This window comes from Ramlibacter sp. PS4R-6 (assembly GCF_037572775.1).
GTDB lineage: Bacteria > Pseudomonadota > Gammaproteobacteria > Burkholderiales > Burkholderiaceae_C > Ramlibacter.
Genome location: NZ_JBBHKA010000001.1, coordinates 600,561 through 624,707 on the forward strand (window position 1 = coordinate 600,561; position 24,147 = coordinate 624,707).

A 24,147-nucleotide genomic window follows, 5' to 3' on the forward strand; every position below is an offset into this window, starting at 1 on the left:
CGTCAGCCGCGCTTGGCGGCGGCCGCAAGCAGCACGGTGTGCAGGTCGGAGCCGAAGGCGCGCACGTCGTCCATCGCCACGCGGTTGCGCCGCACCAGCCAGTTGTAGCCGAGCACCGCCGGCACCGCGACCGCGAGACCCAGCGCCGTCATGATCAGCGCCTCGCCCACCGGGCCCGCGACCTTGTCGATCGACGCCTGGCCCGAAGCGCCGATGCGCACGAGTGCGTTGTAGATGCCCCAGACCGTGCCGAACAGGCCGACGAAGGGCGCGGTGGAACCGACGGTGGCCAGCACCGCGAGCCCTTCCTGCGTGCGGCTGTGCACGGCGGCGATGGCGCGCTCGATGCTTTGCGCCACCCAGGTGTTCAGGTCCACCTGGCCGATCAGGCCGTCGTGCTTGCGCGTGGCTTCGAGCGCCGACTCGGCGATGAAGCGGTAGGGGCTGCCCTTTTGCAGCGCCTCGGTGCCCTGGCGCACGGTGTCCGCCTTCCAGAAGGTCGCGTTGGCCGCGCGGCCCTGCCCGCCCATGCGCGACTGCACGATCAATTTGCGGATGAGGACGTACCAGCTGGCCAGCGACATGATCGCGAGGATCAGGATGGTGACGCGCGCCACCCAGTCGCCTTGCGCCCACATCGCCTGCAGGCCGTAGGGATTGGCGACGGCGGCGGGCGCCTTGATGGCGGGCAGAACCGGCTGCGAAGCCGCGGGCGCCGAAGCCTGCGCGAGCGCCAGTGCCGTGAAGGCGCTGGCGTACAGGGCGAAGGCACTGCGAAGGACGAAGGCGGGAATGGATCGCATGACGACGCGGGTGCGGGGACGGCCCATTGTGTCGCATAAAGCGAGCGGCCCCGCCACGGGAAAGCCACGACCATAATCGCGCATGCCCGCCTCCCGCTGGAACCCGCGCGTGACCGTGGCCGCCGTGATCGAGAAGGACGGCCGCTTCCTCCTGATCGAGGAAGAGACGGCCCTCGGCCTGAAGTTGAACACCCCCGCCGGCCACCTCGAGCCCGGCGAGACGCCGGCGCAGGGCTGCGCGCGCGAGGTGCTGGAGGAAGCCGCGCACGACTTCACGCCCACCGCCTTCCTCGGCGTGTACCTGGCGCGCTCGCGCAAGAACACCACCGGCGAGGACCAGACGTACCTGCGCCTGGCGTTCTGCGGCGAGCTCGGCGCGCACCATGCGGGCCGCGCGCTGGACGACGGCATCGTGCGCACGCTGTGGATGACGGCCGACGAGGTGCGCAAGAGCGCCGCGCGCCACCGCAGCCCGCTGGTGCTGAAGTGCATCGAGGACTACATCGCCGGCGTGCGCCATCCGCTCAGTGCCGTGCACAGCGACCCGAGCCTGCTGAAGGTGCCGGCGCCCGCGCGCGGCGAGCGCGAATAGCTACTTCAGCATCCGGCCCAGCGCGAGGAACTGCGGCAGCGTGATCGGGTCGTTGGCCGAGCTCGCGGCCACCGGGTGCGATGCGAAGCGCGCGATCACCATCTCGGCCTTCGGCGCGACGTACAGGCGCTGGCCGTGGATGCCGCGGCCCTCGAACGCGTCCAGCTCGTTGTGCGTGACCCACCACATGTTGCGGTACGAGTAGCCGGGCAAGAGCGTGTAGCCGGCCTTCGCGAATTTCGCGGGGCTGTCGCCGCGCTGGGTGTCGTGCACGACGGCGGCAGGCACCACCTGCTTGCCGTGCCAGTCGCCTTCGCGCCGCATCAGCTCGCCGAAGCGCGCCAGGTCGCGCAGCGTGGCCGACAGGCCGCCTCCGCCCATCGGCGTGCCTGCCGGGTCAACGATGATGTAGCCGTCTTCCTCGCAGCCGAGCGGCGCCCACAGCCGCTCGTGCAGCAGCTGCACCAGCGAGCGGCCGGTGACGCGCGCCATCACCCAGCTCATGACCTCGGTGTTGACGGTCTTGTACGCGAAGGCCTGGCCGTGCTCGCCCTGCTTGCGCAATTTGGGCAGGTAGTCGGTGACGAAGGTGGCGCCGGCGTATCCCGGCGGGCGCGGGCGCAGGCCCGCCGCGCGCGCGTACTCCCAGATGCTGGACGTGCGGTCGGCGTACACCTCCGTGTAGTCCAGGCCCGTCTGCATGTCCATCACGAGGCGCAGCGGCGCGTCGCCGAACGCGGAGCCGCCCATCTCGGGCAGGTAATGCGGGATGGTCTTGTCCGCGTCTAGCACGCCCTCGTGCACGAGCGCGGCGCACAGCGTCGCGGCGTACGACTTGGTGATCGAGAAGCAGCTGTGCGGCACATGGTCCTGCAGTTCGCCGAAGTAGCGCTCGTAGACGATGCGGCCACGGTGCAGCACCACGATGCCGTCGGTGTAGGTGTCGTACAGCGCCTCGTCGAAGCGCCGCTGCGTGCCGTTCAGGTCGCTGAAGGCGAGCGCGTCCACGTCGCCCTTCGCCTCGGCGCGCTCCAGGCGCGAGGGCGTGCCGTTGCCGCGCCAGATGGAAGCGGTCGGCGCGATCTCGCGCGCGTGCGACAGCGTCCAGCGGATCTGCGGGAAGTCGTAGAAGGCGTCGCTCTCGAAGGTGATGCGCTTGTCGGCCGGCGGCGGTGCGCCGCGCATCCAGCCCAGGTCGCGCGGCTCCGAGGCGCGCCCGCCGGCGTAGCGCTTGCCGTCGAACTCCTGCCATTGCGATTCGGCCATGGTCGTCTCCTTCACTTCGGGCATTTGTCGGTGAGCGCCTTCATCGCCAGGATGGGCGCGTTGAGCAGGCCGTAGTTGGCCTCGCCTTCCTTCGGCGCGTGCAGGCAGTCGCCGCGGCTGGCCGCCTCGACGCCTTGCGCGAGCGGGTCCTTGCGGTCGCGCCGCAGCTGCTGGTTGGCCATCTCCGACAGGCTGCGCTGCGGCGGCGTGCGGTAAGGCCCGGGCAGCGACGGAATGGCGGGCGCCGTGAGCACGGGTGGCGGCGGCAGCGCGGGGCGCGGCGCAGCGGGCACGGGCGTTGCGGGCCCGCCCCAGCCCGGCGGTGCGGGTATGGCGATCGGCGTCGCGGTGCCGGCGCCGGGTGTGCCGGGCTGCACGGGCACGTCGACCACCGGGCCTTGCAGGCGTGGCGAAGGCGCGGGCACTGCGGGTGCGGGAACAGGAGCAGCCTGGATCGGCGCGGGAGGCGCGGGAACCGGCGCCGGTGCAGGCGGTGCCGGCACGGGTTCGGGGGCCGGTGGCGCGGGCGGCGTCGGTGCGGGCGCCGGTGGTGCTGGCAGCGCCGGTGCGGGAACGGGGACCGGCGCAGGCGCCGGCGCGGGCTCCGGCACGACCGGTTGCGGGATCGGCACCGGCGCGGGTGCGGGCGCGGGAATCTCGGGCGGCACCGGCGCAGGCGCCGGCGGCGGCTGGGGCAGCGGCAACGGCGGCACGGGCACCGGCACGGCGGGCGCGACGTCGGGCGGCGCGGGCACCGACGGCTGGGGCTTCGCGGCTTCGCGCACCGGCTCTGGTTCGGGCTGGGGCGGCAGCGGCGCGGGCTCGCGCGCCTGGAGCGTTTCGGGCAACTGCCGAGTCGCCTTCATCGGCACGCTCGACTCCGGCACGTTGGAGAAGATCGCCATGTCGCTGCTGGGTGTGGCGTTGCGCTGGGGCAGCGTGATGGCGCGGCTGGCGTTGGCGGATGGGCTCAACGGCCGCACGTACTGGTACACGACGTAACGCACGGTGGGCACCAGCGGCGAGTACTGCAGCAGCAGCCACAGGATGCCCGCATGGATGGCCGTGGTGGTCGCCAGCGCCGACGGCGACATGCGGTCGCGCGGGAACGGCGGTGTGGCAGGCCGATAGAGCATAAGGATTTGATGCCCTTGGGATAATCGCACAAATGAAAGCGAAGTCGCGTGTCGTCGTGGGCTTGAGCGGAGGCGTGGACTCCGCGGTGAGCGCGCACCTGCTCAAGGCGCAGGGCTACGAGGTCGTCGCGATCTTCATGAAGAACTGGGAAGACGACGACGATGACGAGTACTGCTCGTCACGCCAGGACTTCCTCGACGCCGCCTCGGTCGCCGACGTGCTGGGCATCGAGATCGAGCATGTCAACTTCGCCGCCGAGTACAAGGACCGTGTGTTCGCCGAGTTCCTGCGCGAGTACCAGGCTGGCCGCACGCCCAACCCCGACGTGCTGTGCAATGCCGAGATCAAGTTCAAGGCCTTCCTCGACCATGCGATGCGCCTCGGCGCCGAGAAGATCGCGACGGGCCATTACGCCCGCGTGCGCGAGAACGAAGGCCGCTTCGAATTGCTCAAGGGCCTAGACGACACCAAGGACCAGAGCTACTTCCTGCACCGCCTGACGCAGCAGCAGCTGTCGAAGACGCTCTTTCCCGTCGGCGAGCTGCGCAAGAGCGAGGTGCGCCGCATCGCGGCCGAGATCGGCCTGCCCAATGCGAAGAAGAAGGATTCGACGGGCATCTGCTTCATCGGCGAGCGGCCCTTCCGCGAGTTCCTCAACCGCTACATCGTCAAGGAGCCGGGCCCGATCAAGGACGAGAACGGCCGCACGATCGGCCAGCACCAGGGCCTGTCGTTCTACACGCTGGGGCAGCGCCAGGGCCTGGGCATCGGCGGCGTGAAGCGGAAAGGGCGCGAGAACAGCGAGTCGACGCGCGACCGCGCGTCGAGCGGCAGCGGCGATCACGAGCCGTGGTACGTCGCGCGGAAGGACCTCGAGAAGAACACACTGTGGGTCGTGCAAGGCCACGACCATCCCTGGCTGCAATCGCTGGCGCTCGACGCCGACGACGCGAGCTGGGTCGCGGGCGCTGCGCCGCGCGAAGGCGAATACGGGTCGAAGACGCGCTACCGCCAGGCCGATGCGCCCTGCGTGCTCGCGCGCGACGCCAACGGCGCGTTCCACCTCGACTTTCCGCAGCCGCAGTGGGCGGTGACGCCGGGCCAGTCGGCGGTGCTGTACGACGGCGACGTGTGCCTGGGCGGCGGCGTCATCAGCGCGAAGGCATGATGGATCCCTCGATCGGCTGGCTCCTCAGCATCGTGCTCATCGCCGTGGGCTTCGCGGGCATCGTGCTGCCCGCGCTGCCGGGGACGATCCTGATCCTCGCCGGCATCTTCGCTGGCGCGTGGGCCGACGGCTTCGCGCGCATCGGCTGGGTCGCGCTCACCGTGTGCACGGTGCTCGCGCTGCTGTCGTGGGTGCTCGACTACGCCGCGGCGGTGCTGGGCGCCAAGCGCGCCGGCGCCAGCAAGCTCGCGCTGTGGGGCGCGGCGATCGGCACGGTGGTGGGCATCTTCATGGGCTTCGTCGGCATCTTCTTCATGCCACTGGTCGGCGCGGCTATCGGCGAGCTCATCGCGCGCCGCAACCACGGGCAGGCGCTGCGCGTGGGCATCGCCACCTGGATCGGCCTGCTCGCGGGGATGCTGGGCAAGCTGCTGCTCGCCCTGGTGATGGTCGGGATCTACGTCGTCGCGCTCTTCGTCTAGCGCGGCGGGGTCAGAACGGGATGTCGTCGTCCATGTCGTCGAAGCCCGTGGACTTCGACGCGGGCTTGCCCGCCGCGGGTTGCTGGCGCGACGGCGGCGCGGCGCGGCGGCTGGCGCCGTCGTCGTCGCCCGAGGGGCTGCCCATGCCCTGGCGGCTGCCCAGCAGCTGCAGCGTGTCGGCGCGCACCTCGGTGATGCTGCGCTCGTTGCCGTCCTTGTCGGTGTACTTGCGCGTGCGCAGGCTGCCCTCGACATAGGCCTGCGAGCCCTTGCGCAGGTACTCGCCGGCGATCTCCGCCAGCCGGCCGTTGAAGACCACGCGGTGCCACTCCGTGTGTTCCTTCATCTCGCCGGACGTCTTGTCCTTCCACTTGTCGGTGGTGGCGATGGTGACGTTGGCGACGCGGTCGCCGCTGGGGAAGGTGCGCACCTCGGGGTCGCGCCCGAGGTTGCCGACGATGATGATCTTGTTGACCGAAGCCATGGTGCCTCCTGCAATCTGACGATTATGTAGCCTGCGCGTCGGCGTCGTCCGCGAGCACTTCCTCGACGGAATTCCGCGGCGCGGGCGCCTGCATGGGCCAGGCCACGACGAGCCACAGCAGCATCAGCGCCGCGCACGTCGCGAACAGGCCTGAGTAACCAACGTTCTTCGCCAGCCATCCGCCGACCGCGCCCCCCGCGAAGAAGCCCACCGATTGGAGGGTGTTGTAGACACCGAGCGCGGCGCCGCGCGCATGCGGCGGCGCGATGCGCGAGGCCATGCTGGGCTGGCTGGCCTCCAGCACGTTGAAGCCGCAGAAGAACACGAACAGCAGCAGCGCCAGCGACACGACGCCGGGCGCGCTCGCCACCCACAGCAGGCCCAGCTGCACCAGCGCGACCACGCCGACCGACGCGAGGAACACCGCGCGCAGGTGGCCGCGGCGCTCCAGCGGGAACAGCGTGAGCGACATGACGACGAAGGACGCCAGCACCGCCGGCAGGTAGACCCACCAGTGATGCTGCTTTTCCAGGCCCGCCTGCACCAGCAGCGCCGGGATCGCGACCCACATCGCCAGCTGCACCGCGTGCAGGATGAACACACCCGCGTCCAGGCGCAGCAGGCCGGCGTGCGAGAGCACTTCCGACAACTTGCCGCGCGGGGTGTTGCGATGCTGCACCGGCTCCGGCGGCGTCCACCACGCGATCACGGCGATGCACGCCAGCGCCAGCACGCCGGTCAGGGCGAAGAGGCCCGCCAGGCCGATGCCCGCCGCGAGCACCGGCGCAGCGACGAGCGACAGCGCGAACATCAGCCCGATGCTCGCGCCCACCATCGCCATCGCCTTGGTGCGCACCTCGTCGCGCGTCTGGTCGGCCAGCAGCGCGGTCACCGCCGCCGACACCGCGCCCATGCCTTGCAGCGCGCGGCCGAAGATGAGCCCTTCCAGGCTCGAAGCCATCGCCGCGGCGAAACTGCCGGCCGCGAACACGAGCAGCCCGAAGGCGATCACGCGCTTGCGGCCCAGCCGGTCGGACGCGAAGCCGAAGGGGATCTGCAGCACGCCCTGCGTCAGGCCGTAGATGCCCATCGCGAGGCCGACGCGCGCGGGGTCGTCCCCGCCCGGGTAGCGCGCCGCTTCGAGCGCGAACACCGGCAGCACGAGGAAGAGCCCGAGCATGCGGGCGGCGAAGATCATCGCGAGCGACGCGCTGGCGCGCCGCTCGCCGGCGGTCATGCGGGATGAAGGATCGCTGGGAACGGAGGCTGCGGTCACGGGGCGGAGAGTGCAGGAACCGTACCGCTGGCAGCGGCCGGAAACCTGCGATTCTCCGCGAAGTGTTCGATCCACACCGAATCGCCGAACTCGTGCGTCAGGTAGCCATGGGCTTCGAGCTCGGCGCTGGCCGCGCGCAGCACGCCGTCCGGTGCGAAGGCGCGCAGCAGCTCGTAGTGGCTGGTGCCCGGCTCGTGCGTGCCGCTGACGATGGCATCAACGACGGCCAGTCGCGTGTGCGGCCCGATCTTCTGGTTGGCCAGGCCAGGGCCGGGATGCAGGACGCCCCGCGCAGCCGCGTGTTCGAGCGCGCGCACGACCGTCGTGCCGAGCGCCACCACGCGGCCGCCCTGCTCTTTCGCATCGCGGATCGCGCGCACGGTCGCGGCAGGGATCAGGTAGGGCTCGTCCAGCGGCAGGCGCGCGTCCAACCCCGCATCGCCGGTGGACGACAGGCCGGCCGCATGCGTCAGCGTCGCGAACACCACGCCCTTGCGCCGCATCGCGGCCAACAGCGACCAGTCGAGCACGAAACCCGCCGAGGGCGGCTCGAAGGCCACCGGCAGCGCGGCCACGCGCGTCCACACGTCCCACAGCTTCAGCGGCTCGTGCATGTGCGCGTACTGCACGGGCTTGCCGTGGCGCGCGAGGCCGGCCCAGATCGCATCGGGCTCGCCGGTGAAGCGGACCTGCACCAAGCGAGGGTGGCCGAGCAACGCCAGCACAGCCGCGCGAAGCGGGCCCAGCGCCAGCACGTCGCCGGCTTCGAGCGCGGGCGGCATCGGCCGCAGCTCGGTCGGCGTGCGGTGGTCGCCTTCGCCGAAGACGACGGCCGTGAACTCGCGCACGTCGTCCACGTCCAGCGACTTGCGCGCGGCCAGGCGAATCTCGATCTCGCGGCCCGTGCGCACGTCGGTGCCGTGCAGGCTCGCGGGCAAGGTCGCCGCGTCGTTTGCGACGAGCACGTCGCCGGGCTGCAGCAGTTCGGCGAGCTGCGAACGGTCCATGTGGCGGATCGCGCCCGCCGCATCGACGGCGAGCAGCTTCGCGCCGCGGGGGCGCTGCTCGGGCCGGTGCGCGGCCTTCATGCGGTCACCTGCTGGGCTTCGCCCACCAGCTGCGCGACGCGCACGAGCAGCTCGCGCGCCGATTGTTCCGGGCGTTTGAGCGAGGAGCGGTCGGCATCGGGCAGCGCGAGCGCATGCATGGGCGTGTCCATGTCGCCCGGCTCGTGCTCGATCACGCGGATGCCGTGCTCCTTCAGCTCCTCGTCCCAGATGCGGCTCATGTGCGCGACGGCCGCCTTGCTCGCGCCGTAGGCGCCCCAGTTCGCATAGGCATTCACGCCGGCGTCGCTGGAGATGTTGACGACGATGGCCGGGCGGCCTTCGCGTGCCGACGCGGCCAGCGCGCCGAGCAGCGCCTTCGTCAGGCGGAACGGCCCGAGCAGGTTGGCCTGCAGCGCCGCCTCGAAGTCCTCGCATTCGGTGTCGGCCAGCGGCGCGAGCGGAACCGGCCCCAGCACCGAGGCGTTGTTGATGAGGATGTCCAGGCCGCCCAGCGCCGTGCCCACCTGCATCGCCAGCGCGTGGATGGTTTCCTTCCGGGCCACGTCGCCCGCGATGCCGTGCGTGCCGGGGCGCCGCAGCGCGACGGCGCTGACGCGGTGCGCGTCACGGGCGACGAACGCGACTTGCGCGCCGGCGCGATGCAGCTGGTCGACCAGCGCGAGGCCCAGGCCCGAAGTCCCGCCGGTGATGGCGACCCGCAATCCCTTGAAAGTGCTGTCCATGTCCTTGTCCTTTCGTGTGGCTCCAACGATAGGCAACGGCGGGCGAATCCCCGAGCGCGATGTCCAACGGATTGGCGGATCGTTTTTCCGTCGCACAATCCGCGCATGGAAGAGGCATCCGGCAGCCCCGCCGCGTCCCACCTCGCGCGCAACCTGGTCAACCTGCGCCGCACGCGCGGCCTGACGCAGGACATGCTGGCGCGCGAGTCGGGCGTGCCGCGCTCGACCATCGCCAACCTCGAATCGGGCGAGGGCAACCCGTCGTTGGCGGTGCTGGTGAAGGTGGCGCAGGCGCTGGCGGTGCCGATCGACGAGCTGCTGGCGTCGCCGCGCGCGATGGTGCGGCACTGGGCCGCCGACGAAGTCGCCCTGCGCACCAAGGGCCGCGGCGTGGACATCCGGCCGCTGGTGCCCGAGCCCGTGCCCGATTCGCAGATGGAGGTGATGGATTTCGCGCCTGGCGCCCTCATGGGCGGCACGCCGCACCTGCCGGGCACGCGCGAGTTCTTCACCTGCCTCGCCGGCCGCGTGAAGATCACCGTGGCCGGCGACGCGTTCGAGGTCGGCACGGGCGAGGTGCTGGCGTTTCCCGGCAACCTGCCGCACTCCTACCAGAACCTCGACGGCGTGGCGACCGCGCGCGGCGTGTCGGTCGTGATCCTCGCCAAGGCCGGCGTCTAGCCGATGTAGCGCCGGGAAGCTCCGCGCATTTATCATGTCGGGTTCCCCTCGCGAGCCCGGCATTGAACTCTTCCACCGACGGCAAATACCTCGGCAGCATCGCCGCCGCCCAGCGGATCAGCATCCGCGGGGCGCGCACGCACAACCTGAAGAACGTCGACCTCGACATCCCGCGCAACCAGCTGGTGGTGATCACGGGCCTGTCGGGTTCGGGCAAGTCCTCGCTCGCCTTCGACACGCTCTACGCGGAAGGCCAGCGACGTTACGTCGAGAGCCTGTCGGCGTATGCACGCCAGTTCCTGCAGCTGATGGACAAGCCCGAGGTCGACATGATCGAGGGCCTGTCGCCCGCGATCTCGATCGAGCAGAAGGCCACCTCGCACAACCCGCGCTCCACCGTGGGCACGGTCACCGAGATCCACGACTACCTGCGCCTGCTCTTCGCGCGCGCCGGCACGCCGCACTGCCCGCTGCATGACATCCCGCTCAGTTCGCAGACCGTGTCGCAGATGGTCGATGCCGTGCTGGCGCTGCCCGAGGACACACGGCTGATGATCGTCGCGCCCGTCGCGCGTGACCGCAAGGGCGAGTTCACGGAGCTCTTCGCCGAGATGCAGGGCCAGGGCTACGTGCGCTTCCGCGTCGGCGGCCAGCTGTACGAGTACGAGTCGCTGCCCAAGCTGAAGAAGGCCGAGAAGCACGACATCGACGTGGTGATCGACCGCGTCAAGGTGCGGCCAGAGATCCAGCAACGCTTGGCCGAAAGCTTCGAGGCCGCGCTGCGCCTGGCCGATTCGCGCGCCATCGCGGTCGAGATGGACGGCGGCCAGGAGCACTGGTTCAACGCGAAGTTCGCCTGTCCCATCTGCAACTACTCGATCGCCGAGCTGGAGCCGCGCCTGTTCTCCTTCAATTCGCCGGTGGGCGCGTGCCCGTCGTGCGACGGCCTCGGCTGCATGGAGTTCTTCGATCCGCTGCGCGTGGTGGCGTTTCCGTCGGTGTCGCTGGCGGGCGGCGCGATCAAGGGCTGGGACCGGCGCAACCCCTATTACTTCTCGATGGTCGAGGCGCTGGCCAAGCACTACAAGTTCGACGTCGACACGCCCTTTGAGGAACTCGACCTGACGGTGCAGCACGCGCTGCTGCACGGCTCGGGCGAAGAGGAGATCAGGTTCAACTACACCTTCGAGTCGGGTCAGGCGGCCGGCAAGCGCACGACGAAGAAGCACCCGTGGGAAGGCGTGATCCCGAACATGGCACGCCGCTACCGCGAGACCGATTCGGTCGCCGTGCGCGAGGAGCTCGCGCGCTACCGCAGCATGCAGCCCTGTCCCGAGTGCGGCGGCACGCGCCTGCGCAGCGAGGCCCGGCACGTCAAGCTGGGTGAAGGCCCGCAGGCGCGCACCATCTACGACATCAGCCATGTCACCCTGCGCGAGAGCCACGACTACTTCCAGCAATTGAAGATGCACGGCGCGAAGGCCGAGATCGCCGAGAAGGTGGTGCGCGAGATCGGCCTGCGGCTGAAGTTCCTCAACGACGTGGGCCTCAACTACCTGACGCTGGACCGCAGCGCCGAGACGCTGTCGGGCGGCGAGGCGCAGCGCATCCGCCTGGCGTCGCAGATCGGCTCGGGCCTGACGGGCGTGATGTACGTATTGGACGAGCCCAGCATCGGCCTGCACCAGCGCGACAACGACCGCCTGATCTCCACGCTGCGCCATTTGCGCGACATCGGCAACAGCGTGATCGTGGTGGAGCACGACGAGGACATGATCCGCGCCGCCGACCACCTGATCGACATGGGCCCGGGCGCCGGCATCCACGGCGGCGAGGTGATGGCGCAAGGCTCCTTCGAGGACGTCTGCAACACCGAGGCCTCGCTCACCGGCCAGTTCCTCTCGCACAAGAAATCGATCGCCGTGCCCAAGCGCCGCACGCCGTGGCTGCCGGCGCCGCCGCCGGCGCTGGCCAACCAGGTGCAGGAGATCCGCGTGATCGGCGCGCGCGGCAACAACCTGAAAGGCGTGACGGTGTCCTTCCCCGTGGGCCTGTTCACCTGCGTGACGGGCGTGTCGGGCTCGGGCAAGTCGACGCTGGTCAACGACACGCTGTATGCCGCGGTGTCGCGCACGCTGTACCGCTCGCACGAGGAGCCGGCGGCCCACGAGGAGATCGAGGGCATCGAGTACTTCGACAAGGTGATCGCGGTGGACCAGTCGCCGATCGGCCGCACGCCGCGCAGCAACCCGGCCACCTACACCGGCCTGTTCACGCCGATCCGCGAGTTGATGGCCGAGACGCAGGTCGCGAAGGAACGCGGTTACGGGCCCGGCCGCTTCTCCTTCAACGTCGCGGGCGGGCGCTGCGAAGCTTGCCAGGGCGACGGCGTGGTGAAGGTGGAGATGCACTTCCTGCCCGACGTGTACGTGGCCTGCGACGTGTGCAAGGGCGCGCGCTACAACCGCGAAACGCTCGAGGTGCAGTGGAAGGGCCGCAACATCGCGCAGATCCTGGACATGACGGTGGAGGACGCGCACGAGTTTCTCAAGCCGGTGCCGGCCATCGCGCGCAAATTGCAGACGCTGCTCGACGTGGGCCTGTCGTACATCAAGCTGGGCCAGTCGGCGACGACGCTGTCCGGTGGTGAAGCGCAACGCGTGAAGCTCGCGCTGGAGCTGTCCAAGCGCGAGACCGGGCGCACGCTCTACATCCTGGACGAGCCGACCACCGGCCTGCACTTCGCCGACATCGACATGCTGCTGAAGGTCTTGCACCAGCTGCGCGACGCCGGCAACACCATCGTCGTGATCGAGCACAACCTGGACGTCATCAAGACGGCCGACTGGATCATCGACATGGGCCCCGAAGGCGGCGCGGGCGGCGGCGAGGTGGTGGGCGTGGGCACGCCCGAAGCCATCGCGGCCAATGCCGCGAGCCACACCGGCCGCTACCTGAAACGCCTGCTCGAACACAAACAAGAATAATTCGCATTTAGATATAGAATGCGCTCCACGCCCCGCCACGAGGGCTCGGAGAACCCCTTGCACCAAGAAAAAGACGGGCCGCGCGGCGGCCCGGGAAGAACGCTGTTGCCGCTGGGCGCGATGCTGCTCGCCGCCGGCCCCGCCCTGGCGCAGACCACCGAGGTCGCGCAGGTCAACCTGAAGCGCGTCGAGATCACGGAGAAGGCGCCGCGCTACCAGCCGGAGGTGACCAGCACCGTGCGCGCGCCGGTCGCGCCGAAGGACGTGCCGCAGTCGCTGACCATCGTCAACGACGAACTGATCAAGGACCAGGGCGTGGACACGTTGCGCGGCGCGCTGCGCAACGTTCCCGGCATCACCTTCGAAGCCGGCGAAGGCGGGCGCATCGGCGACTCGATCCGCCTGCGCGGCTTCTCGGTGTCGGGCGACATCTACCTGGACGGCATGCGCGACATCGCGCAGTACAACCGCGACACCTTCAACGACGAGCGCATCGAGGTGCTGCGCGGCTCGGCGTCGATGCTGTTCGGCCGCGGCTCCACCGGCGGCGTGGTCAACCAGGTGAGCAAGACGCCGCGCCTGAACAAGGGCAGCGAAGTCGACGTCACCGCCGGCGACGGCAACTACGTGCGCACCACCGGCGACTTCAACATCGCCACGGGCGAGTCGTCGGCGCTGCGCCTGAACACCATGACGACCGACTGGGACGGCCGCGCCGGCAAGGCCGCCACGCACCGCCGCGGCCTCGCGGGCTCGTACCGCTGGAACATCGGCAACCCCGACGAGTTCACCGTCGGCTTCTACCACCTGGACTACCGCGACAAGCCCGACCTGGGCGGTCGCTGGCTGCAGGGCAAGCCCGCGCCCTTCCCGCGCGACAAGTGGTACGGCTTCGACTCGGACGACCAGAAGGACAGCGCCAACATGCTGACCTTCTCGCACACGCACTCCTTCGAGGACGGCAGCAGCCTGACCACGCGCGTGCGCGACGGCCAGTTCCGCCGCGACCTGTGGGCCACGCAGGTCAATGCGCTGCCGGCGGGCACGACCTTCGACAACTTCGGCGCGGGCACGGTGGTGAACCGCGGCACGCAGACGCGCGCCGGCAAGGAGCACCACACCTTCGTGCAGACCGACTACACCACGCGCAAGCAGTGGGCCGGCATGTGGCACGACTGGCTGGCGGGCGTGGACCTGGCGCGCGAACGCTCGGAGCGCTCGAACTACCTCAACGTACCCGCGCGGCCCGCGACCACCGTCGGCGCCGCCGACAACACGCCGCTGGTGGACACGCGCATCCCCAACCTGCTCACGAAGTTCGAGGCCAAGTCGGTCGGCATCTTCCTGCAGGACACCGTCAGCTTCACCGAGCACTGGAAGCTGCTGGCGGGCCTGCGCTACGACCGCTTCTCCGGCAACTACGACCGCTCGGGCAACCCCGCGCCCAACAACACGCCGCTGTCGCGCACCGACGGCGTGTGGAGCAAGCGCCTGGGCCTGATGTTCCAGCCGAACGATCGCTCGAACTACTACGTGTCGTATGGCACCTCGTTCAACACCTCGGGCGACCTCTACCAGTTCGACAACAACTCGGCCAACACGCCGCCCGAGAGCAGCCGCAACATCGAGGTCGGCGCGAAGTGGGAGCTGCTCGACGGCGAGCTCTCCCTGCGCACGGCCGTCGCGCGAACCGACAAGTACAACGAGCGCAACACCGACGTGAACCAGGAATCCGGGGCGTTCCTGCTCTCCGGCGCGCGCCACACCGACTCGTTCGAGTTCGAGCTGAGCGGCCGCCTCACGCCGCAGTGGGAGATCTTCGGCGGCTTCGCCCTGATGAACGCGCGCATCGACAAGGCCGGCTCGTCGCCCGCCGCGCAAGCGACGGTGGGCATGAACCCGGGCCTCACGCCGCGCCGTCAGGGCAACCTGTGGACCGCGTACACGATCGAGCGCTGGCGCATCGGCGGCGGCGTCACCGCCATCAGCTCGCAAGGGCCGACGTCCGCGAGCGCCGTCAACCTCGCCAACCGCGCACCCGGCTACGCGAAATGGGACGCCATGGTGGAATACGCCCTGACGCAAAACCAGATGCTGCGCCTGAACGTGGACAACCTGACCGACAAGCTCTACTACGCCCAGCTGTACCAGGCGTGGCCGACACCCGCGGTCGGGCGCACGGTGCGCGTGACCTGGTCGGGGCGCTTCTAGGACCCGCATGCTGCTTCGCATCACCGCCGCGCTCAACGCCGACGAACTGGCGCACGTGCGTGCGCTCCTCGCGCGCGCGCCGTGGGCCGACGGCAAGGTGACGGCCGGCGACCAGAGCGGCCCGGTCAAGAACAACACGCAGGTGCCGGAGTCGGCGCCGGAGGCGGAACAGGCTCGCCTCATCGTCTCGACTGCCCTCGCGCGCAACCCGATGTTCGTCACCGGCGCGCTGCCGAAGAAGGTCTACCCGCCGCTCTTCAACCGCTACGGCGGCGCGGCCAACGCCTTTGGCGACCACATCGACAACGCGGTGCGCACGCACGCCGCCACGGCGCGCCATGTGCGCACCGACATCTCGTGCACACTGTTCCTGTCGGACCCCGCGAGCTACGACGGCGGCGAGCTGGTGGTGCAGGACACCTACGGCGAGCAGCGCGTGAAGTTCGACGCCGGCGACCTGGTGCTGTACCCGGGCACCTCGGTGCACCGCGTCGAGCCGGTGACGCGCGGCGAGCGGCTGGCGTCCTTCTTCTGGATCGAGAGCATGGTGCGGCGCGACGACCAGCGCCGCCTGCTCTATGACCTGGACATGGCGATCCTGGCGCTGCGGGGCGAGCATGGCGACAACGCGCAGACGGTGCAGCTCACGGGCTGCTACCACAACCTGCTGCGCATGTGGGCCGATACCTGAGCTAGGCCACCTTCAGCACGACGTTGCCGCCGGCCGCGCCGCCCGCCACGAGCTGGTGCGCCTTCGCGATTTCCTCCAGCGGCAGGCGCTGCGCGATGTTGTGCTTCACCACGCCTTTCTCCAGCAACTTGCGCAAGGTGTTGATGGCCCGCGCGCGCTGCTCGAGGTCGAGGTTGTAGACGATGAAGAAGCGCAGCTCCACGTTCTTCACGATCAGCGGAAAGAAATCCAGCTCGAACTTGCCGGCGCCGCTGCCGTAGACGACCACCTCGCCGCCCGCACGCACGCAGGCGAGGTCCGCCGCCGCATTCGCCGCGACGTCCACTTCGACGATCCGGTCCACGCCCTTGCCGCCGGTCGCTTTCATCACAGCCGCGGCCACGTCCTCGCGCTTGTAGTCGATCACGCCATCCGCGCCCGCGTCGCGCGCGAGTTGCGCGTTGCGCTCGTTGCCCACGGTGGCGAGCACCTGCGACGCGCCCAGCAGCTTCGCGAACTGCACGGCGTAGTGCCCGACCGCGCCGGCACCGCCTTGCACCAGCACCGACTTGCCGGCCACGCCGCCAGCCATCAGCACGGCATGCATCGCGGTGAGCGCCGGGATGCCGAAGCACGCGCCCGCCTCGTCGGGCGTGCCCTCGGGCATGGGCACTGCCTGCGCGGCGGGCAGCGTCACGTATTGCGCGGCCGTGCCGAAGGCGCGGCCCCAGGCGCCGTTCCACACCCACACGCGTTCCCCGACACGCGTCGCATCCACGCCCGCGCCGACGGCATCGATCACGCCCATGCCGTCGCTGTGCGGCACGATGCGCGGAAAGGCCAGCTTGCTGCTGCGCAGGCCGGCGCGCGACTTCACGTCGGAAGGGTTCACGCCGCTCCACAGCAGCTTCACGCGCACCTCGCCGGCGGCCGGCTGCGGGTCGGGCATCTCGCCCAGCTGCAGGACCTCGTCGGCAGGGCCGGTTCTCTCGTAGTAGGCGACGCGCAAGGCGGGCTCCTTTCGGGCCGCCATCGTACGGTCAGCGCGAAATCCCTGCCAGCACGCGGGACACGATGCGGTCGCAGCGCTCACCGTCGAAGCCGAAGAGCTCCTGCTCGGCCAGGTCCATCTCGCGCGCCAGCGATTCGCGCAACAGGCTGCGCGCGCGGAAATGGCGCGAGCGCACCGTCGCCTCGGGGATGGCGAGCAGGCGCGCCGTCTCCTCCACGCTCAGCTCCTCGACGGCGCGCAGCATGAACACCGTGCGGAACAGCTCGGGCAGCTCGTCGACCTTGCGCTCGAGCAGTGCGCGCAATTGCGTGCGCACCAGCGCGCGGTCCGGTGCCTCGCTGTCGTCGCCGAGCTGGTCGAAGGTGTCCTGCACCACGAAGGGCACGATGTTGTCGCGCCGCAATTGGCGCCGCCGCCGCGCGATGCAGTGGTTCAGCACCAGCCGCGACAGCCAGGTGGCCAGCGACGCGTCGCCGCGGAAGGCGCCGATCGCGCGGTAGGCGGCGATGTAGGCCTCCTGCAGCGCGTCCTCGGCGTCCGCGTCGTCGCGCAGCACCGAGCGCGCGATGCGGAAGAGGCGCCGGTTGTAGCGTCGCATCACCAGCTCGAAGGCCGCGCCGTCGCCCGCCGCCACGCGCGCGGCCAGCGCCGTGTCCGCGATGCCTTCGGGAACGGCCGCGGGGACTGCGCTCATTTGACGACGACCTTGCCTTTCATGCCGGGGTGGTAGCTGCAGATGTAGTCGAACTCGCCTGGCTGTTCCATCTTGCGGCTGAACGACTGCCCCGGCGCGATGTTGCCGGAATCGAATGCCCCTCGCGCCGTCGCGGTGTGCGGCACCGGGTCCTTGTTGGTCCAGGTGAGCGTGTCGCCGCGCGCGACGTTGACGCTGCCCGGCTTGAACTGCATGCCCTCGATGGCGACCGGGTGCGGCGCTGCGGCCGCCAGCGCCGCCGCAATGCCGAACGCCGCGAGCGGCAGCGCTAGGAAGGTGCGCAGCTTCACGACTTGCCCAACTGCGCTTGCAGGTGCTTGGCATGCTCCAGGTGCGCGGCGATCGCGGGGCGCACCTTGACGATCAGGGCCTTGAGTTCTTCGTTCTTCGCCGACGGCACCAGCGTCTTGTCGATCGCGTCCAGCACGGCCTGGTGGTAAGTCACCTCCTGGTCGACGTAGGCCTTGTCGAAGGCCTTGCCCTTCAGGCCCTTGAGCTTGGCGACGTTGGCATCGCCCCCTTTCTTCAGGCTCTCGCTGGTCGGGTTGGCTTCGGGCGTGACCTTCAGCTTGCCGGCCAACGCCGCGGCCTGCTTGTTGACGGCCGTGTGGTCCGTCACCATCTGCTGCGCGAAGGCCCTCACGTCCTTGTTCTTCGTGAGACCTTTGGCGAACTTGCCGGCGTCGATGTCGACCTGGTTGGCGGTGACGACGATGTGGGCGATCTGCGGGTCGGTGGGGCCGGCGCCCTGGGCGAAGGCCAGGAAAGGCGCGGCGGCGAGGGCTGCGGCGAGCAGTCGGATGGTCATGGCGGGGTTCTCCTGGTTGGGACGCTGCCATGGACGCCACGAGAGTCCCCCGCGTTCCCGGCCCCTGGCGCGCCGTGCCATGATCGCGGCATGGAACACCGGAGACATGCCATGGAAGAGCACGACGAAGACAAGGAAAGCGCGCCCACCACCGCCGAGCCGCGCAACGCCTTCCTCGAGGAAAAGGCCTTCAAGTCGCGCACGGTGCTGCTGTTCGGCGACATCTCGGACCGCTCGGCGGCCGACGTGATCCGCCGCCTGGTGGCGCTGGACGCGGACTCGAACATGCCCATCGACATGCTGGTGAGCTCGCCGGGCGGCCACCTGGAATCGGGCGACGCCATCCACGACATCCTGCGCTTCATCACCGCGCCGGTGAACATGATCGGCACGGGCTGGGTGGGCAGCGCCGCCACGCACATGTACCTCGCGGTGCCGAAGGAGCGGCGCTTCTGCACGCCCAACACGCGCTTCCTGATCCACCAGCCGAGCGGCGGCGCCGGCGGGCAGGCCACCGACATCGCCATCCACGCCAAGGAAATCATCAAGGCGCGCGAACGCGTGGCCGCGGTGATCGCGCGCGAGACCGGCAAGCCGCTGGACACCGTGCTGCAGGACATCGAGCGCGACCGCTGGATGTCGCCCGAGGAAGCGATCGACTACGGGCTGGTCGGGCGCATCGTCCAGAGCAAGACCGACGTGCACAAGTGACCGCCGCGTAGCGGCGGTGATCCCTGCGCAGGCCGGGATCCAGCGTCTTTCAGGCGCGCTCGATGCGCGCCGCGTAGCACCCCCGCTTGGCGTAGTGCGCGTGCACGTACGCCGCCTGCGGATGGGCCAGCAGCTTCTCGATCAATGGCTCGACCTCGCGTCCGTCGACGACGTCGGCATCGACCATCGTGCCCTGCGCATCGAAGGCGCGCAGCGACAGCAGGCGCCGCCGCATCACGTCCGGCACCTCGTTGACCGCGTCGAAGGTGCGCTGCTCGCCCTCGATGACGTAGATCGCGTGGCGCGAGCGGTACGGCGAGTCGGCCGGCTGGTGCTCGTAGTTGAGCAACAGGACCGTCTCGCCCGGGTCGGCGTCGCGCAGCGAGATGCGGTCGGGCGCCGAATGCGGCGCCGTGATGCGCGTGCGCCGGATGCCCAGCTCGCCCAGTCTTTGTTCGGGCAATCCCGCGAGATGGGCGAACTTGGCGGCCGGCAGGCCGGTGATGCGAAAGTCCATGGAAGCCTCCAGTGCGAATGGAGGCAGTGTGGCGGGGCACGCCCGCGGCGGCTCGCCGTTTCCGGACGCGCGATTGGCGCCTAGGCTTTCGCCGCCTCCAGCAGCTCGCGCGTCTTCTGCGCCTCGCGCCGTGCCGCGTCGGCAAAGTCGGCGCCGGACGATGCGTAGAGGATGGCGCGCGACGAATTGACGACGATGGGCGCGTCGCTGCGCCAGCCCGCCTTGACCGTGGCCACCGCGTCGCCGCCCTGCGCACCGACGCCGGGGATCAGCAACGGCAGCTTCGGCGCCACCGCGCGCACGCGCTCGATCTCGGCGGGGTAAGTCGCGCCGACCACCAGGCCGAGTTGCCCGTTCGTGTTCCACGGCCCTTGCGCGAGGCGCGCGATGTGTTCGTACAGCAGCGGCTGGCCGTCCACCGACGCGAGCCTCTGCGCCTGGAAGTCGTCACCACCCGGGTTGGAGGTGCGGCACAACAGGAACGCGCCCTTGCCTTCGTGCTTCAGGTAGGGCTGCACCGAATCGAAGCCCATGAAAGGCGACAGCGTCACCGCGTCGGCGCCGTAGCGCTCGAAGGCTTCCTTCGCGTACTGCTCCGCGGTGGAGCCGATGTCGCCGCGCTTGGCGTCCAGGATCACCGGCACGTGCGGCGCATTGCGGCGCAGGTGCTCCATCAGCTGCTCGAGCTGGCGCTCGGCGCCATGCGCCGCGAAGTACGCGATCTGCGGCTTGAAGGCGATGGCGAGGTCGGCGGTCGCATCCGCGATGCGCGCGCAGAAGTCGTAGATGCGCCCGGCATCGCCCTTGAGGGCGGCGGGGAAACGGGCGGGATCGGGGTCGAGGCCGATGCACAGCATCGACCGGTTGCGCTGCTGCGCGTCCAGCAGGCGGGAGAGGAAGGTCATGAGCCGCCATTCTAAGGCGGCGGTGTCTCCTGGCTCAGCGCTTGCCGCTGGCCTGCAGGTACAGCCCGCGCACGCGCGGCACGTTCTCGCGCAGGCGCTCGATGCGGTCGGTGCCGCTCGGGTGCGTCGATAGCCACGCCGGCGCGCCCCCCTTCTTCTGCACGCTGCCCATCTTCTGCCACAGGGTGACCGCCGCTTCGGGGTCGTAGCCGGCGCGCGCGGCCAGTTCCAGGCCGACCAGGTCGGCGTCGATCTCGTCGGTGCGCGAGAACTTCAGCGTGATCAGCTGCGTGCCGACGTTCGCCGCGAGGTCGCCGATGTGCCCCAGCCCCAGCAGCTGCGCGCCCAGCGACAGCGCCAGGCCCGTACCCTGCGTCTTGGCGATGCGGGCGCGCGCATGTTCGCGCAGCGCGTGCGCCATCTCGTGCCCGATCACCATCGCCGCCTCGTCGTCGGTGAGCTTGAGCTGGTCGACGAGCCCGGTGAACACGGCGATCTTGCCGCCCGGCATGCAGAAGGCGTTGACCATCTTGCTGCCGATCAGGTTCACTTCCCAGTTCCACTTGGCGGCGCGTTCGTTGAAGCGGGCGCTGTGCGCGATGAGGCGTGCGGAGATCTCGCGCAGGCGCTTGAGCTGCGGATGGTCGGGCGGCGCCAGCGCGCGCTTGTCGCGGGCCTGCGCGATCAGCGCCGCGTATTGCTGGTTCGCCGCCGATTCGAGCTGCCCCGCCGGCACCAGGCTGCGCAGCCGCGACGCCTCGCCCACATCGACCTGCGCGAGCGCGGGCGTGGCTGCGGCGGCACAGGCGAGAAGAAACGCGGCGAAGGCGCGGCACAGCCACATGCGGCCCATCATAATCACGCAGCTTTTCATCCATGTCGGATACCGCCGCGTCCACCCCGTCTCCCGCCAAGCGCCGCTCCGCGTGGGGCCTGCTGCGCGAGCTGCGCCAGCCCAAGGTGGCGGTGATGCTCGCGTTGGGCTTCTCGTCCGGCCTGCCCTTCCTGCTCACCGCCAACACCTTCGGTTACTGGCTGCGCGACGACGGCACCAGCCTGATCGCGATCGGCTTCATCTCGTGGGTGGGCTTCGCATATGCCTTCAAGGTGTACTGGTCGCCGCTGGTGGACCGCGTCGACGTGCCGCTGCTGGGCCGGCTCGGCCGCCGTCGCGGCTGGATGCTGCTGTGCCAGATCCTCGTGGTGCTGGGCGTGCTGGGCATGGCGATGGTCGGCACGAAGGGCGGGCTGGTCGCCATCGGCGCCTTCGCCCTTCTGACCGCGTTCGCCTCGGCCACGCAGGACATCGCCATCGACGCGTGGCGCATCGAAGCGGCCGACAACCCCGACGAGGTGGGCCTGCTCACCTCGGCCGCGCAGGTCGGCTACCGCATCGCGTTGCTGATCACCGACGCGCTCATCATCGCGATGGCCGCGCGCATCGGCTGGCCGGTGTCGTACGTGGCCATGGCGGCGCTGATGGCGGTGGGCATCGCGGCCACCTTCCTCGCTTTCGAGCCCGCGCGCGCCGATGCCGTGCTGCACGACAAGCCCCCGCTGTGGTCGTGGCGCGGCTTGCAGGACGCGGTGATCGGGCCCTTCGTCGACTTCTTCGCCAAGCACAAGGCCGCGGGCCTGGTGATGCTGCTGATGGTGGCGCTGTACCGCCTGCCCGACTTCGTGATGGGGCCCATGTACAACCCCTACTACCACGACCTGGGGATCTCGAAGGACACCGTCGCGTTCGTGCGCGGCACCTTCGGCCTCGTCGCCACCTTCGCGGGCATCGCCGCCGGCGGCATCAGCGCCGTGCGCTTCGGCCTGATGCCGACGCTCATCGTCGGCCTGATCCTGGAAGGCCTGGGCACAGCGGCGTTCGCGTTGCTCAGCGTGTATGCGGACGCTACGACGTTCGCTGCGGTGATGACACTCGATGCCTTCGCGCAAGCCTATGCGGGCGTGGCCCTCGTCACCTACATGTCGAGCCTCACCAGCCTCGGCTATACGGCCACGCAGTACGCCTTGCTTTCATCCACTTACGCCTTGCTCGGGAAGTTCCTGAAGGGCTTCTCCGGCGCGGCCGTGGACGCGCTCACGCCGACGCACGGCCTGCTGGGCGCCTATGCGTTCGCCTTCGTCGGTACGGCGCTGACGGCCATCCCGCCGCTGCTGCTGATACTGGCGCTATGGCGCGTGCAGCATCGCGCACACACGGCGCACACATAGGAGAGCTCCTACCGTCGGGCACAAGCGACCCTTACATGGCTGCCCGCGCCGCTCCCCTAGTCTGCAATCTCGCAGTACCAGAAGAGATGGATTTCACGTGGCGGAGCAATCGGACGGCAAGAACACCCAGGCGGACAAAGGCAGCGCCCGGGCCAGGGACGAGCGCCGCAGCGGCGACCGCGTGCGCGACGACCAGAAATCGGGCCAAGGCTCGATGAGCGCGCTGTCCAAGCTCAAGATGATCGAGCGCAAGCGCGCGCCGCTGCGCGCGGTGCGCGAATCCGACGAGTGATCAGCCCGCGAGCGCGCGCAGCGCGTTGCGCTGCACCTTGCCCAGCGCCGTCTTCGGCAACGTCTCGACGAACCACCAGCGCCGCGGCAGCTTGAAGCGCGCGATGCGGCCTTCGAGGTGGGCGCGCAATTCGTCCTCGCCCGCCGCAGCACCCGGCCTCAGCACCACCGCCACACCCACCACCTCGCCCCATTGCGCATCGGGCAGGCCGAAGGCCGCGCATTCGGCGACCGCTTCGTGCAGCGCGAGGGCAGCTTCGATCTCCGCGGGGTGGATGTTCTCGCCGCCGGAAATCACGAGGTCCTTCGCGCGGCCGACGATGGCGAAGCGCCCCTGCGCGTCGCAACGCGCCAGGTCGCCGGTGTGGAACCACCCTTCGGCGTCGCACGCCGGCTGCGCCGGCCAGTAGTGCGCCACGACGTTCGGCCCGCGCACCAGCACCTCGCCCGCATCACCCTGCACGTCGGCGAGCTTTGCCTCGACGCCCTTCACGGGATGCCCGTCGGCGATCGAGAAGGGGCCGGTCTCGGTCGACCCGTACACGTCATGCACGCGCAGGCCGCGCGCGGCGAAGGCATCGATGAGCGCGCGCGGCACCACGCTGGAGCCCGCCCACACGGCGCGCAGGCTCGAGAGGTCGGCGTTCGGCCAGCGCGGATGATCGATCAGCGCCTTCATGGTCGCCGGTACCTGCAGCGTGAGCGTGGGCCGGTGGCGCTCGAAGGCATCGAAGGCTGCATCGGGCGCGAAGCGCGGCAGCAGCGCCACGTGCGCGCCACTCGCGAGCGCGGGCAGCGTCTGGATGCACAGGCCGCCCACGTGGAAGAGGGGCAGCATCGTCGCAACCACGTCGTCGCGCGTGATGCCTTGCGCCTGCGCGGCAATGCGCATGTTCGCCACGAGGTTGCCCTGCGTGTGGACGGCCGCCTTGGGTGTGCCCGTGGTGCCGGAGGTGAACACCAGCAGCACGGGCGCGTCCGCGTGGGCGTGATCGGGTGCGGCTTGCTGCGCTTCGTGCGGGAGCTCCTGCGCCGCGTGGTGCGCGATGCCGTGCCGCTGCGCGAGATCGCGGGCGGCATCCGCGAAAGCCGCATCGTGCAACAGCAGGCGCGGCGCGCATTGCGCCAACTGCGCATCCCACTCGGGCGCGGCCAGTCGCACGTTCAAGGGCAGGAGGATCGCGCCGATGCGCGCCAGCGCGAACAGCAGGACGATTTGTGCCGGGTCGGCTGCGGCCAGCCACGCCACGCGCTCGCCGGGGCGCACGCCCCAGCCATGCCACAGCTGCGCGGCGGCTGCATCGACGCGCCGCGCCAGCTCGCCGTGGCTCAGGGTGAGCTGCTCATGCGTGAGCGCGGGCGCGTTCGGGTCGGCAGGGCGCAGCTCGAGCATTTACCTAACTTTACGCCCGC

The 24,147-nt window shown here is 70.0% G+C and carries 25 protein-coding genes; 10 read left to right on the top strand and 15 right to left on the bottom strand.

Annotated elements, in window-relative coordinates:
* Positions 1 to 2 precede the first annotated feature (2 nt).
* Positions 3 to 803 (bottom strand): MotA/TolQ/ExbB proton channel family protein, encoded by an 801-nt coding sequence (locus WG903_RS02965; protein ID WP_340072710.1) that lies wholly within the window; start codon positions 801 to 803, stop codon positions 3 to 5.
* An 82-nt stretch (positions 804 to 885) separates the two neighbouring features.
* Between WG903_RS02965 and WG903_RS02970 the strand changes: the two genes are divergently transcribed.
* The gene (locus WG903_RS02970) at positions 886 to 1,395 is read left to right on the top strand and encodes an NUDIX hydrolase (protein ID WP_340072711.1); all 510 of its coding nucleotides are present in this window, start codon (positions 886 to 888) and stop codon (positions 1,393 to 1,395) included.
* Here the strand turns inward: WG903_RS02970 and WG903_RS02975 are convergent, their stop codons facing one another.
* Positions 1,396 to 2,661: a serine hydrolase domain-containing protein gene (locus tag WG903_RS02975; RefSeq protein ID WP_340072712.1), complete on the bottom strand. Its 1,266-nt coding sequence runs from the start codon at positions 2,659 to 2,661 to the stop codon at positions 1,396 to 1,398.
* 11 nt (positions 2,662 to 2,672) lie between these two features.
* Entirely contained in the window at positions 2,673 to 3,797 is a 1,125-nt protein-coding gene (locus WG903_RS02980; protein ID WP_340072714.1) for a hypothetical protein, read from the bottom strand.
* Positions 3,798 to 3,829: 32 nt separating this feature from the next.
* On the opposite strand from WG903_RS02980, the gene mnmA reads away from it, so the two are divergent.
* Both mnmA and WG903_RS02990 read left to right on the top strand, forming a co-directional pair.
* Complete coding sequence (gene mnmA / locus WG903_RS02985; protein WP_340072715.1) at positions 3,830 to 4,966, top strand: tRNA 2-thiouridine(34) synthase MnmA; 1,137 nt, start codon at positions 3,830 to 3,832, stop codon at positions 4,964 to 4,966.
* Positions 4,966 to 5,448, top strand: coding sequence for a DUF456 domain-containing protein (locus tag WG903_RS02990; protein WP_340072716.1), 483 nt, complete (start codon positions 4,966 to 4,968; stop codon positions 5,446 to 5,448). The genes mnmA and WG903_RS02990 overlap by 1 nt, the downstream gene beginning before the upstream one ends.
* A 10-nt stretch (positions 5,449 to 5,458) precedes the next feature.
* Here WG903_RS02990 and ssb read toward each other — a convergent pair whose 3' ends face one another.
* The 4 genes from ssb to WG903_RS03010 are packed head-to-tail and all read right to left on the bottom strand — an operon-like array spanning position 5,459 to position 9,000.
* Positions 5,459 to 5,932 carry a single-stranded DNA-binding protein gene (ssb, locus tag WG903_RS02995; RefSeq protein ID WP_340072717.1) on the bottom strand — a complete coding sequence of 158 codons (474 nt, stop codon included), beginning with the start codon at positions 5,930 to 5,932 and terminating at the stop codon, positions 5,459 to 5,461.
* 22 nt (positions 5,933 to 5,954) lie between these two features.
* Complete coding sequence (locus WG903_RS03000) at positions 5,955 to 7,169, bottom strand: MFS transporter (RefSeq protein ID WP_340072718.1); 1,215 nt, start codon at positions 7,167 to 7,169, stop codon at positions 5,955 to 5,957.
* Positions 7,170 to 7,204: 35 nt separating this feature from the next.
* Complete coding sequence (locus WG903_RS03005) at positions 7,205 to 8,296, bottom strand: S-adenosylmethionine:tRNA ribosyltransferase-isomerase (protein ID WP_340072719.1); 1,092 nt, start codon at positions 8,294 to 8,296, stop codon at positions 7,205 to 7,207.
* Positions 8,293 to 9,000, bottom strand: a complete 708-nt coding sequence (locus WG903_RS03010) for an SDR family NAD(P)-dependent oxidoreductase (protein WP_340072721.1) — start codon at positions 8,998 to 9,000, stop codon at positions 8,293 to 8,295. The genes WG903_RS03005 and WG903_RS03010 overlap by 4 nt, the downstream gene beginning before the upstream one ends.
* Positions 9,001 to 9,105: 105 nt before the next feature.
* Between WG903_RS03010 and WG903_RS03015 the strand changes: the two genes are divergently transcribed.
* The 4 genes from WG903_RS03015 (at position 9,106) to WG903_RS03030 (ending at position 15,570) form a co-directional block, all read left to right on the top strand.
* The gene (locus tag WG903_RS03015) at positions 9,106 to 9,681 is read left to right on the top strand and encodes a helix-turn-helix domain-containing protein (protein WP_340072722.1); all 576 of its coding nucleotides are present in this window, start codon (positions 9,106 to 9,108) and stop codon (positions 9,679 to 9,681) included.
* Positions 9,682 to 9,743: 62 nt separating this feature from the next.
* Positions 9,744 to 12,668: an excinuclease ABC subunit UvrA gene (uvrA, locus tag WG903_RS03020; RefSeq protein ID WP_340072723.1), complete on the top strand. Its 2,925-nt coding sequence runs from the start codon at positions 9,744 to 9,746 to the stop codon at positions 12,666 to 12,668.
* A 57-nt stretch (positions 12,669 to 12,725) separates the two neighbouring features.
* Positions 12,726 to 14,879, top strand: a complete 2,154-nt coding sequence (locus WG903_RS03025; protein WP_340072724.1) for a TonB-dependent receptor — start codon at positions 12,726 to 12,728, stop codon at positions 14,877 to 14,879.
* A gap of 7 nt (positions 14,880 to 14,886) precedes the next feature.
* A complete protein-coding gene (locus WG903_RS03030; protein ID WP_340072725.1) occupies positions 14,887 to 15,570 on the top strand; it encodes a Fe2+-dependent dioxygenase in 684 nt (227 codons plus the stop codon).
* A gap of 1 nt (position 15,571) precedes the next feature.
* On the opposite strand, the gene WG903_RS03035 is transcribed toward WG903_RS03030, so the two are convergent.
* From WG903_RS03035 to WG903_RS03050, 4 genes are read right to left on the bottom strand one after another with little or no spacing between them, the layout of a single operon-like run.
* Entirely contained in the window at positions 15,572 to 16,558 is a 987-nt protein-coding gene (locus WG903_RS03035) for an NADPH:quinone reductase (protein ID WP_340072726.1), read from the bottom strand.
* A 31-nt stretch (positions 16,559 to 16,589) separates the two neighbouring features.
* Entirely contained in the window at positions 16,590 to 17,255 is a 666-nt protein-coding gene (locus tag WG903_RS03040; RefSeq protein ID WP_340072727.1) for an RNA polymerase sigma factor, read from the bottom strand.
* Positions 17,252 to 17,566 (bottom strand): cupredoxin domain-containing protein, encoded by a 315-nt coding sequence (locus WG903_RS03045; RefSeq protein ID WP_340072728.1) that lies wholly within the window; start codon positions 17,564 to 17,566, stop codon positions 17,252 to 17,254. The genes WG903_RS03040 and WG903_RS03045 overlap by 4 nt, the downstream gene beginning before the upstream one ends.
* On the bottom strand, positions 17,563 to 18,084 hold the full coding sequence (locus tag WG903_RS03050) for a DUF4142 domain-containing protein (protein WP_340072729.1): 522 nt from the start codon (positions 18,082 to 18,084) through the stop codon (positions 17,563 to 17,565). Before WG903_RS03050 ends, WG903_RS03045 begins: the two co-directional genes overlap by 4 nt.
* 90 nt (positions 18,085 to 18,174) lie before the next feature.
* Here WG903_RS03050 and WG903_RS03055 point away from each other — a divergent pair, with 90 nt between their 5' ends.
* Entirely contained in the window at positions 18,175 to 18,795 is a 621-nt protein-coding gene (locus tag WG903_RS03055) for an ATP-dependent Clp protease proteolytic subunit (protein ID WP_340072730.1), read from the top strand.
* A gap of 49 nt (positions 18,796 to 18,844) precedes the next feature.
* Here the strand turns inward: WG903_RS03055 and WG903_RS03060 are convergent, their stop codons facing one another.
* The 3 genes from WG903_RS03060 to WG903_RS03070 form a co-directional block, all read right to left on the bottom strand.
* Complete coding sequence (locus WG903_RS03060) at positions 18,845 to 19,312, bottom strand: DUF1203 domain-containing protein (protein WP_340072732.1); 468 nt, start codon at positions 19,310 to 19,312, stop codon at positions 18,845 to 18,847.
* Between the two features lie 80 nt (positions 19,313 to 19,392).
* On the bottom strand, positions 19,393 to 20,217 hold the full coding sequence (pyrF, locus tag WG903_RS03065; protein WP_340072733.1) for an orotidine-5'-phosphate decarboxylase: 825 nt from the start codon (positions 20,215 to 20,217) through the stop codon (positions 19,393 to 19,395).
* Positions 20,218 to 20,251: 34 nt separating this feature from the next.
* Positions 20,252 to 21,061 carry a M48 family metallopeptidase gene (locus WG903_RS03070; protein WP_340072734.1) on the bottom strand — a complete coding sequence of 270 codons (810 nt, stop codon included), beginning with the start codon at positions 21,059 to 21,061 and terminating at the stop codon, positions 20,252 to 20,254.
* A 32-nt stretch (positions 21,062 to 21,093) separates the two neighbouring features.
* Here WG903_RS03070 and WG903_RS03075 point away from each other — a divergent pair, with 32 nt between their 5' ends.
* The gene (locus WG903_RS03075; protein ID WP_340072735.1) at positions 21,094 to 22,443 is read left to right on the top strand and encodes an AmpG family muropeptide MFS transporter; all 1,350 of its coding nucleotides are present in this window, start codon (positions 21,094 to 21,096) and stop codon (positions 22,441 to 22,443) included.
* A 97-nt stretch (positions 22,444 to 22,540) separates the two neighbouring features.
* Positions 22,541 to 22,735 (top strand): hypothetical protein, encoded by a 195-nt coding sequence (locus WG903_RS03080; RefSeq protein ID WP_340072736.1) that lies wholly within the window; start codon positions 22,541 to 22,543, stop codon positions 22,733 to 22,735.
* Here the strand turns inward: WG903_RS03080 and WG903_RS03085 are convergent, their stop codons facing one another.
* Positions 22,736 to 24,127, bottom strand: coding sequence for a class I adenylate-forming enzyme family protein (locus WG903_RS03085; protein ID WP_340072737.1), 1,392 nt, complete (start codon positions 24,125 to 24,127; stop codon positions 22,736 to 22,738).
* Between the last annotated feature and the right edge of the window lie 20 nt (positions 24,128 to 24,147).

Coding starts and splice junctions, on each gene's coding strand:
- WG903_RS02965 (WP_340072710.1), bottom strand. CDS start 803: ATGCGATCCATTCCCGCCTTCGTCCTTCGCAGTGCCTTCGCCCTGTAC.
- WG903_RS02970 (WP_340072711.1), top strand. CDS start 886: ATGCCCGCCTCCCGCTGGAACCCGCGCGTGACCGTGGCCGCCGTGATC.
- WG903_RS02975 (WP_340072712.1), bottom strand. CDS start 2,661: ATGGCCGAATCGCAATGGCAGGAGTTCGACGGCAAGCGCTACGCCGGC.
- WG903_RS02980 (WP_340072714.1), bottom strand. CDS start 3,797: ATGCTCTATCGGCCTGCCACACCGCCGTTCCCGCGCGACCGCATGTCG.
- mnmA (WP_340072715.1), top strand. CDS start 3,830: ATGAAAGCGAAGTCGCGTGTCGTCGTGGGCTTGAGCGGAGGCGTGGAC.
- WG903_RS02990 (WP_340072716.1), top strand. CDS start 4,966: ATGGATCCCTCGATCGGCTGGCTCCTCAGCATCGTGCTCATCGCCGTG.
- ssb (WP_340072717.1), bottom strand. CDS start 5,932: ATGGCTTCGGTCAACAAGATCATCATCGTCGGCAACCTCGGGCGCGAC.
- WG903_RS03000 (WP_340072718.1), bottom strand. CDS start 7,169: ATGACCGCCGGCGAGCGGCGCGCCAGCGCGTCGCTCGCGATGATCTTC.
- WG903_RS03005 (WP_340072719.1), bottom strand. CDS start 8,296: ATGAAGGCCGCGCACCGGCCCGAGCAGCGCCCCCGCGGCGCGAAGCTG.
- WG903_RS03010 (WP_340072721.1), bottom strand. CDS start 9,000: ATGGACAGCACTTTCAAGGGATTGCGGGTCGCCATCACCGGCGGGACT.
- WG903_RS03015 (WP_340072722.1), top strand. CDS start 9,106: ATGGAAGAGGCATCCGGCAGCCCCGCCGCGTCCCACCTCGCGCGCAAC.
- WG903_RS03030 (WP_340072725.1), top strand. CDS start 14,887: ATGCTGCTTCGCATCACCGCCGCGCTCAACGCCGACGAACTGGCGCAC.
- WG903_RS03040 (WP_340072727.1), bottom strand. CDS start 17,255: ATGAGCGCAGTCCCCGCGGCCGTTCCCGAAGGCATCGCGGACACGGCG.
- WG903_RS03050 (WP_340072729.1), bottom strand. CDS start 18,084: ATGACCATCCGACTGCTCGCCGCAGCCCTCGCCGCCGCGCCTTTCCTG.
- WG903_RS03055 (WP_340072730.1), top strand. CDS start 18,175: ATGGAACACCGGAGACATGCCATGGAAGAGCACGACGAAGACAAGGAA.
- WG903_RS03060 (WP_340072732.1), bottom strand. CDS start 19,312: ATGGACTTTCGCATCACCGGCCTGCCGGCCGCCAAGTTCGCCCATCTC.
- pyrF (WP_340072733.1), bottom strand. CDS start 20,217: ATGACCTTCCTCTCCCGCCTGCTGGACGCGCAGCAGCGCAACCGGTCG.
- WG903_RS03070 (WP_340072734.1), bottom strand. CDS start 21,061: ATGTGGCTGTGCCGCGCCTTCGCCGCGTTTCTTCTCGCCTGTGCCGCC.
- WG903_RS03075 (WP_340072735.1), top strand. CDS start 21,094: ATGTCGGATACCGCCGCGTCCACCCCGTCTCCCGCCAAGCGCCGCTCC.
- WG903_RS03085 (WP_340072737.1), bottom strand. CDS start 24,127: ATGCTCGAGCTGCGCCCTGCCGACCCGAACGCGCCCGCGCTCACGCAT.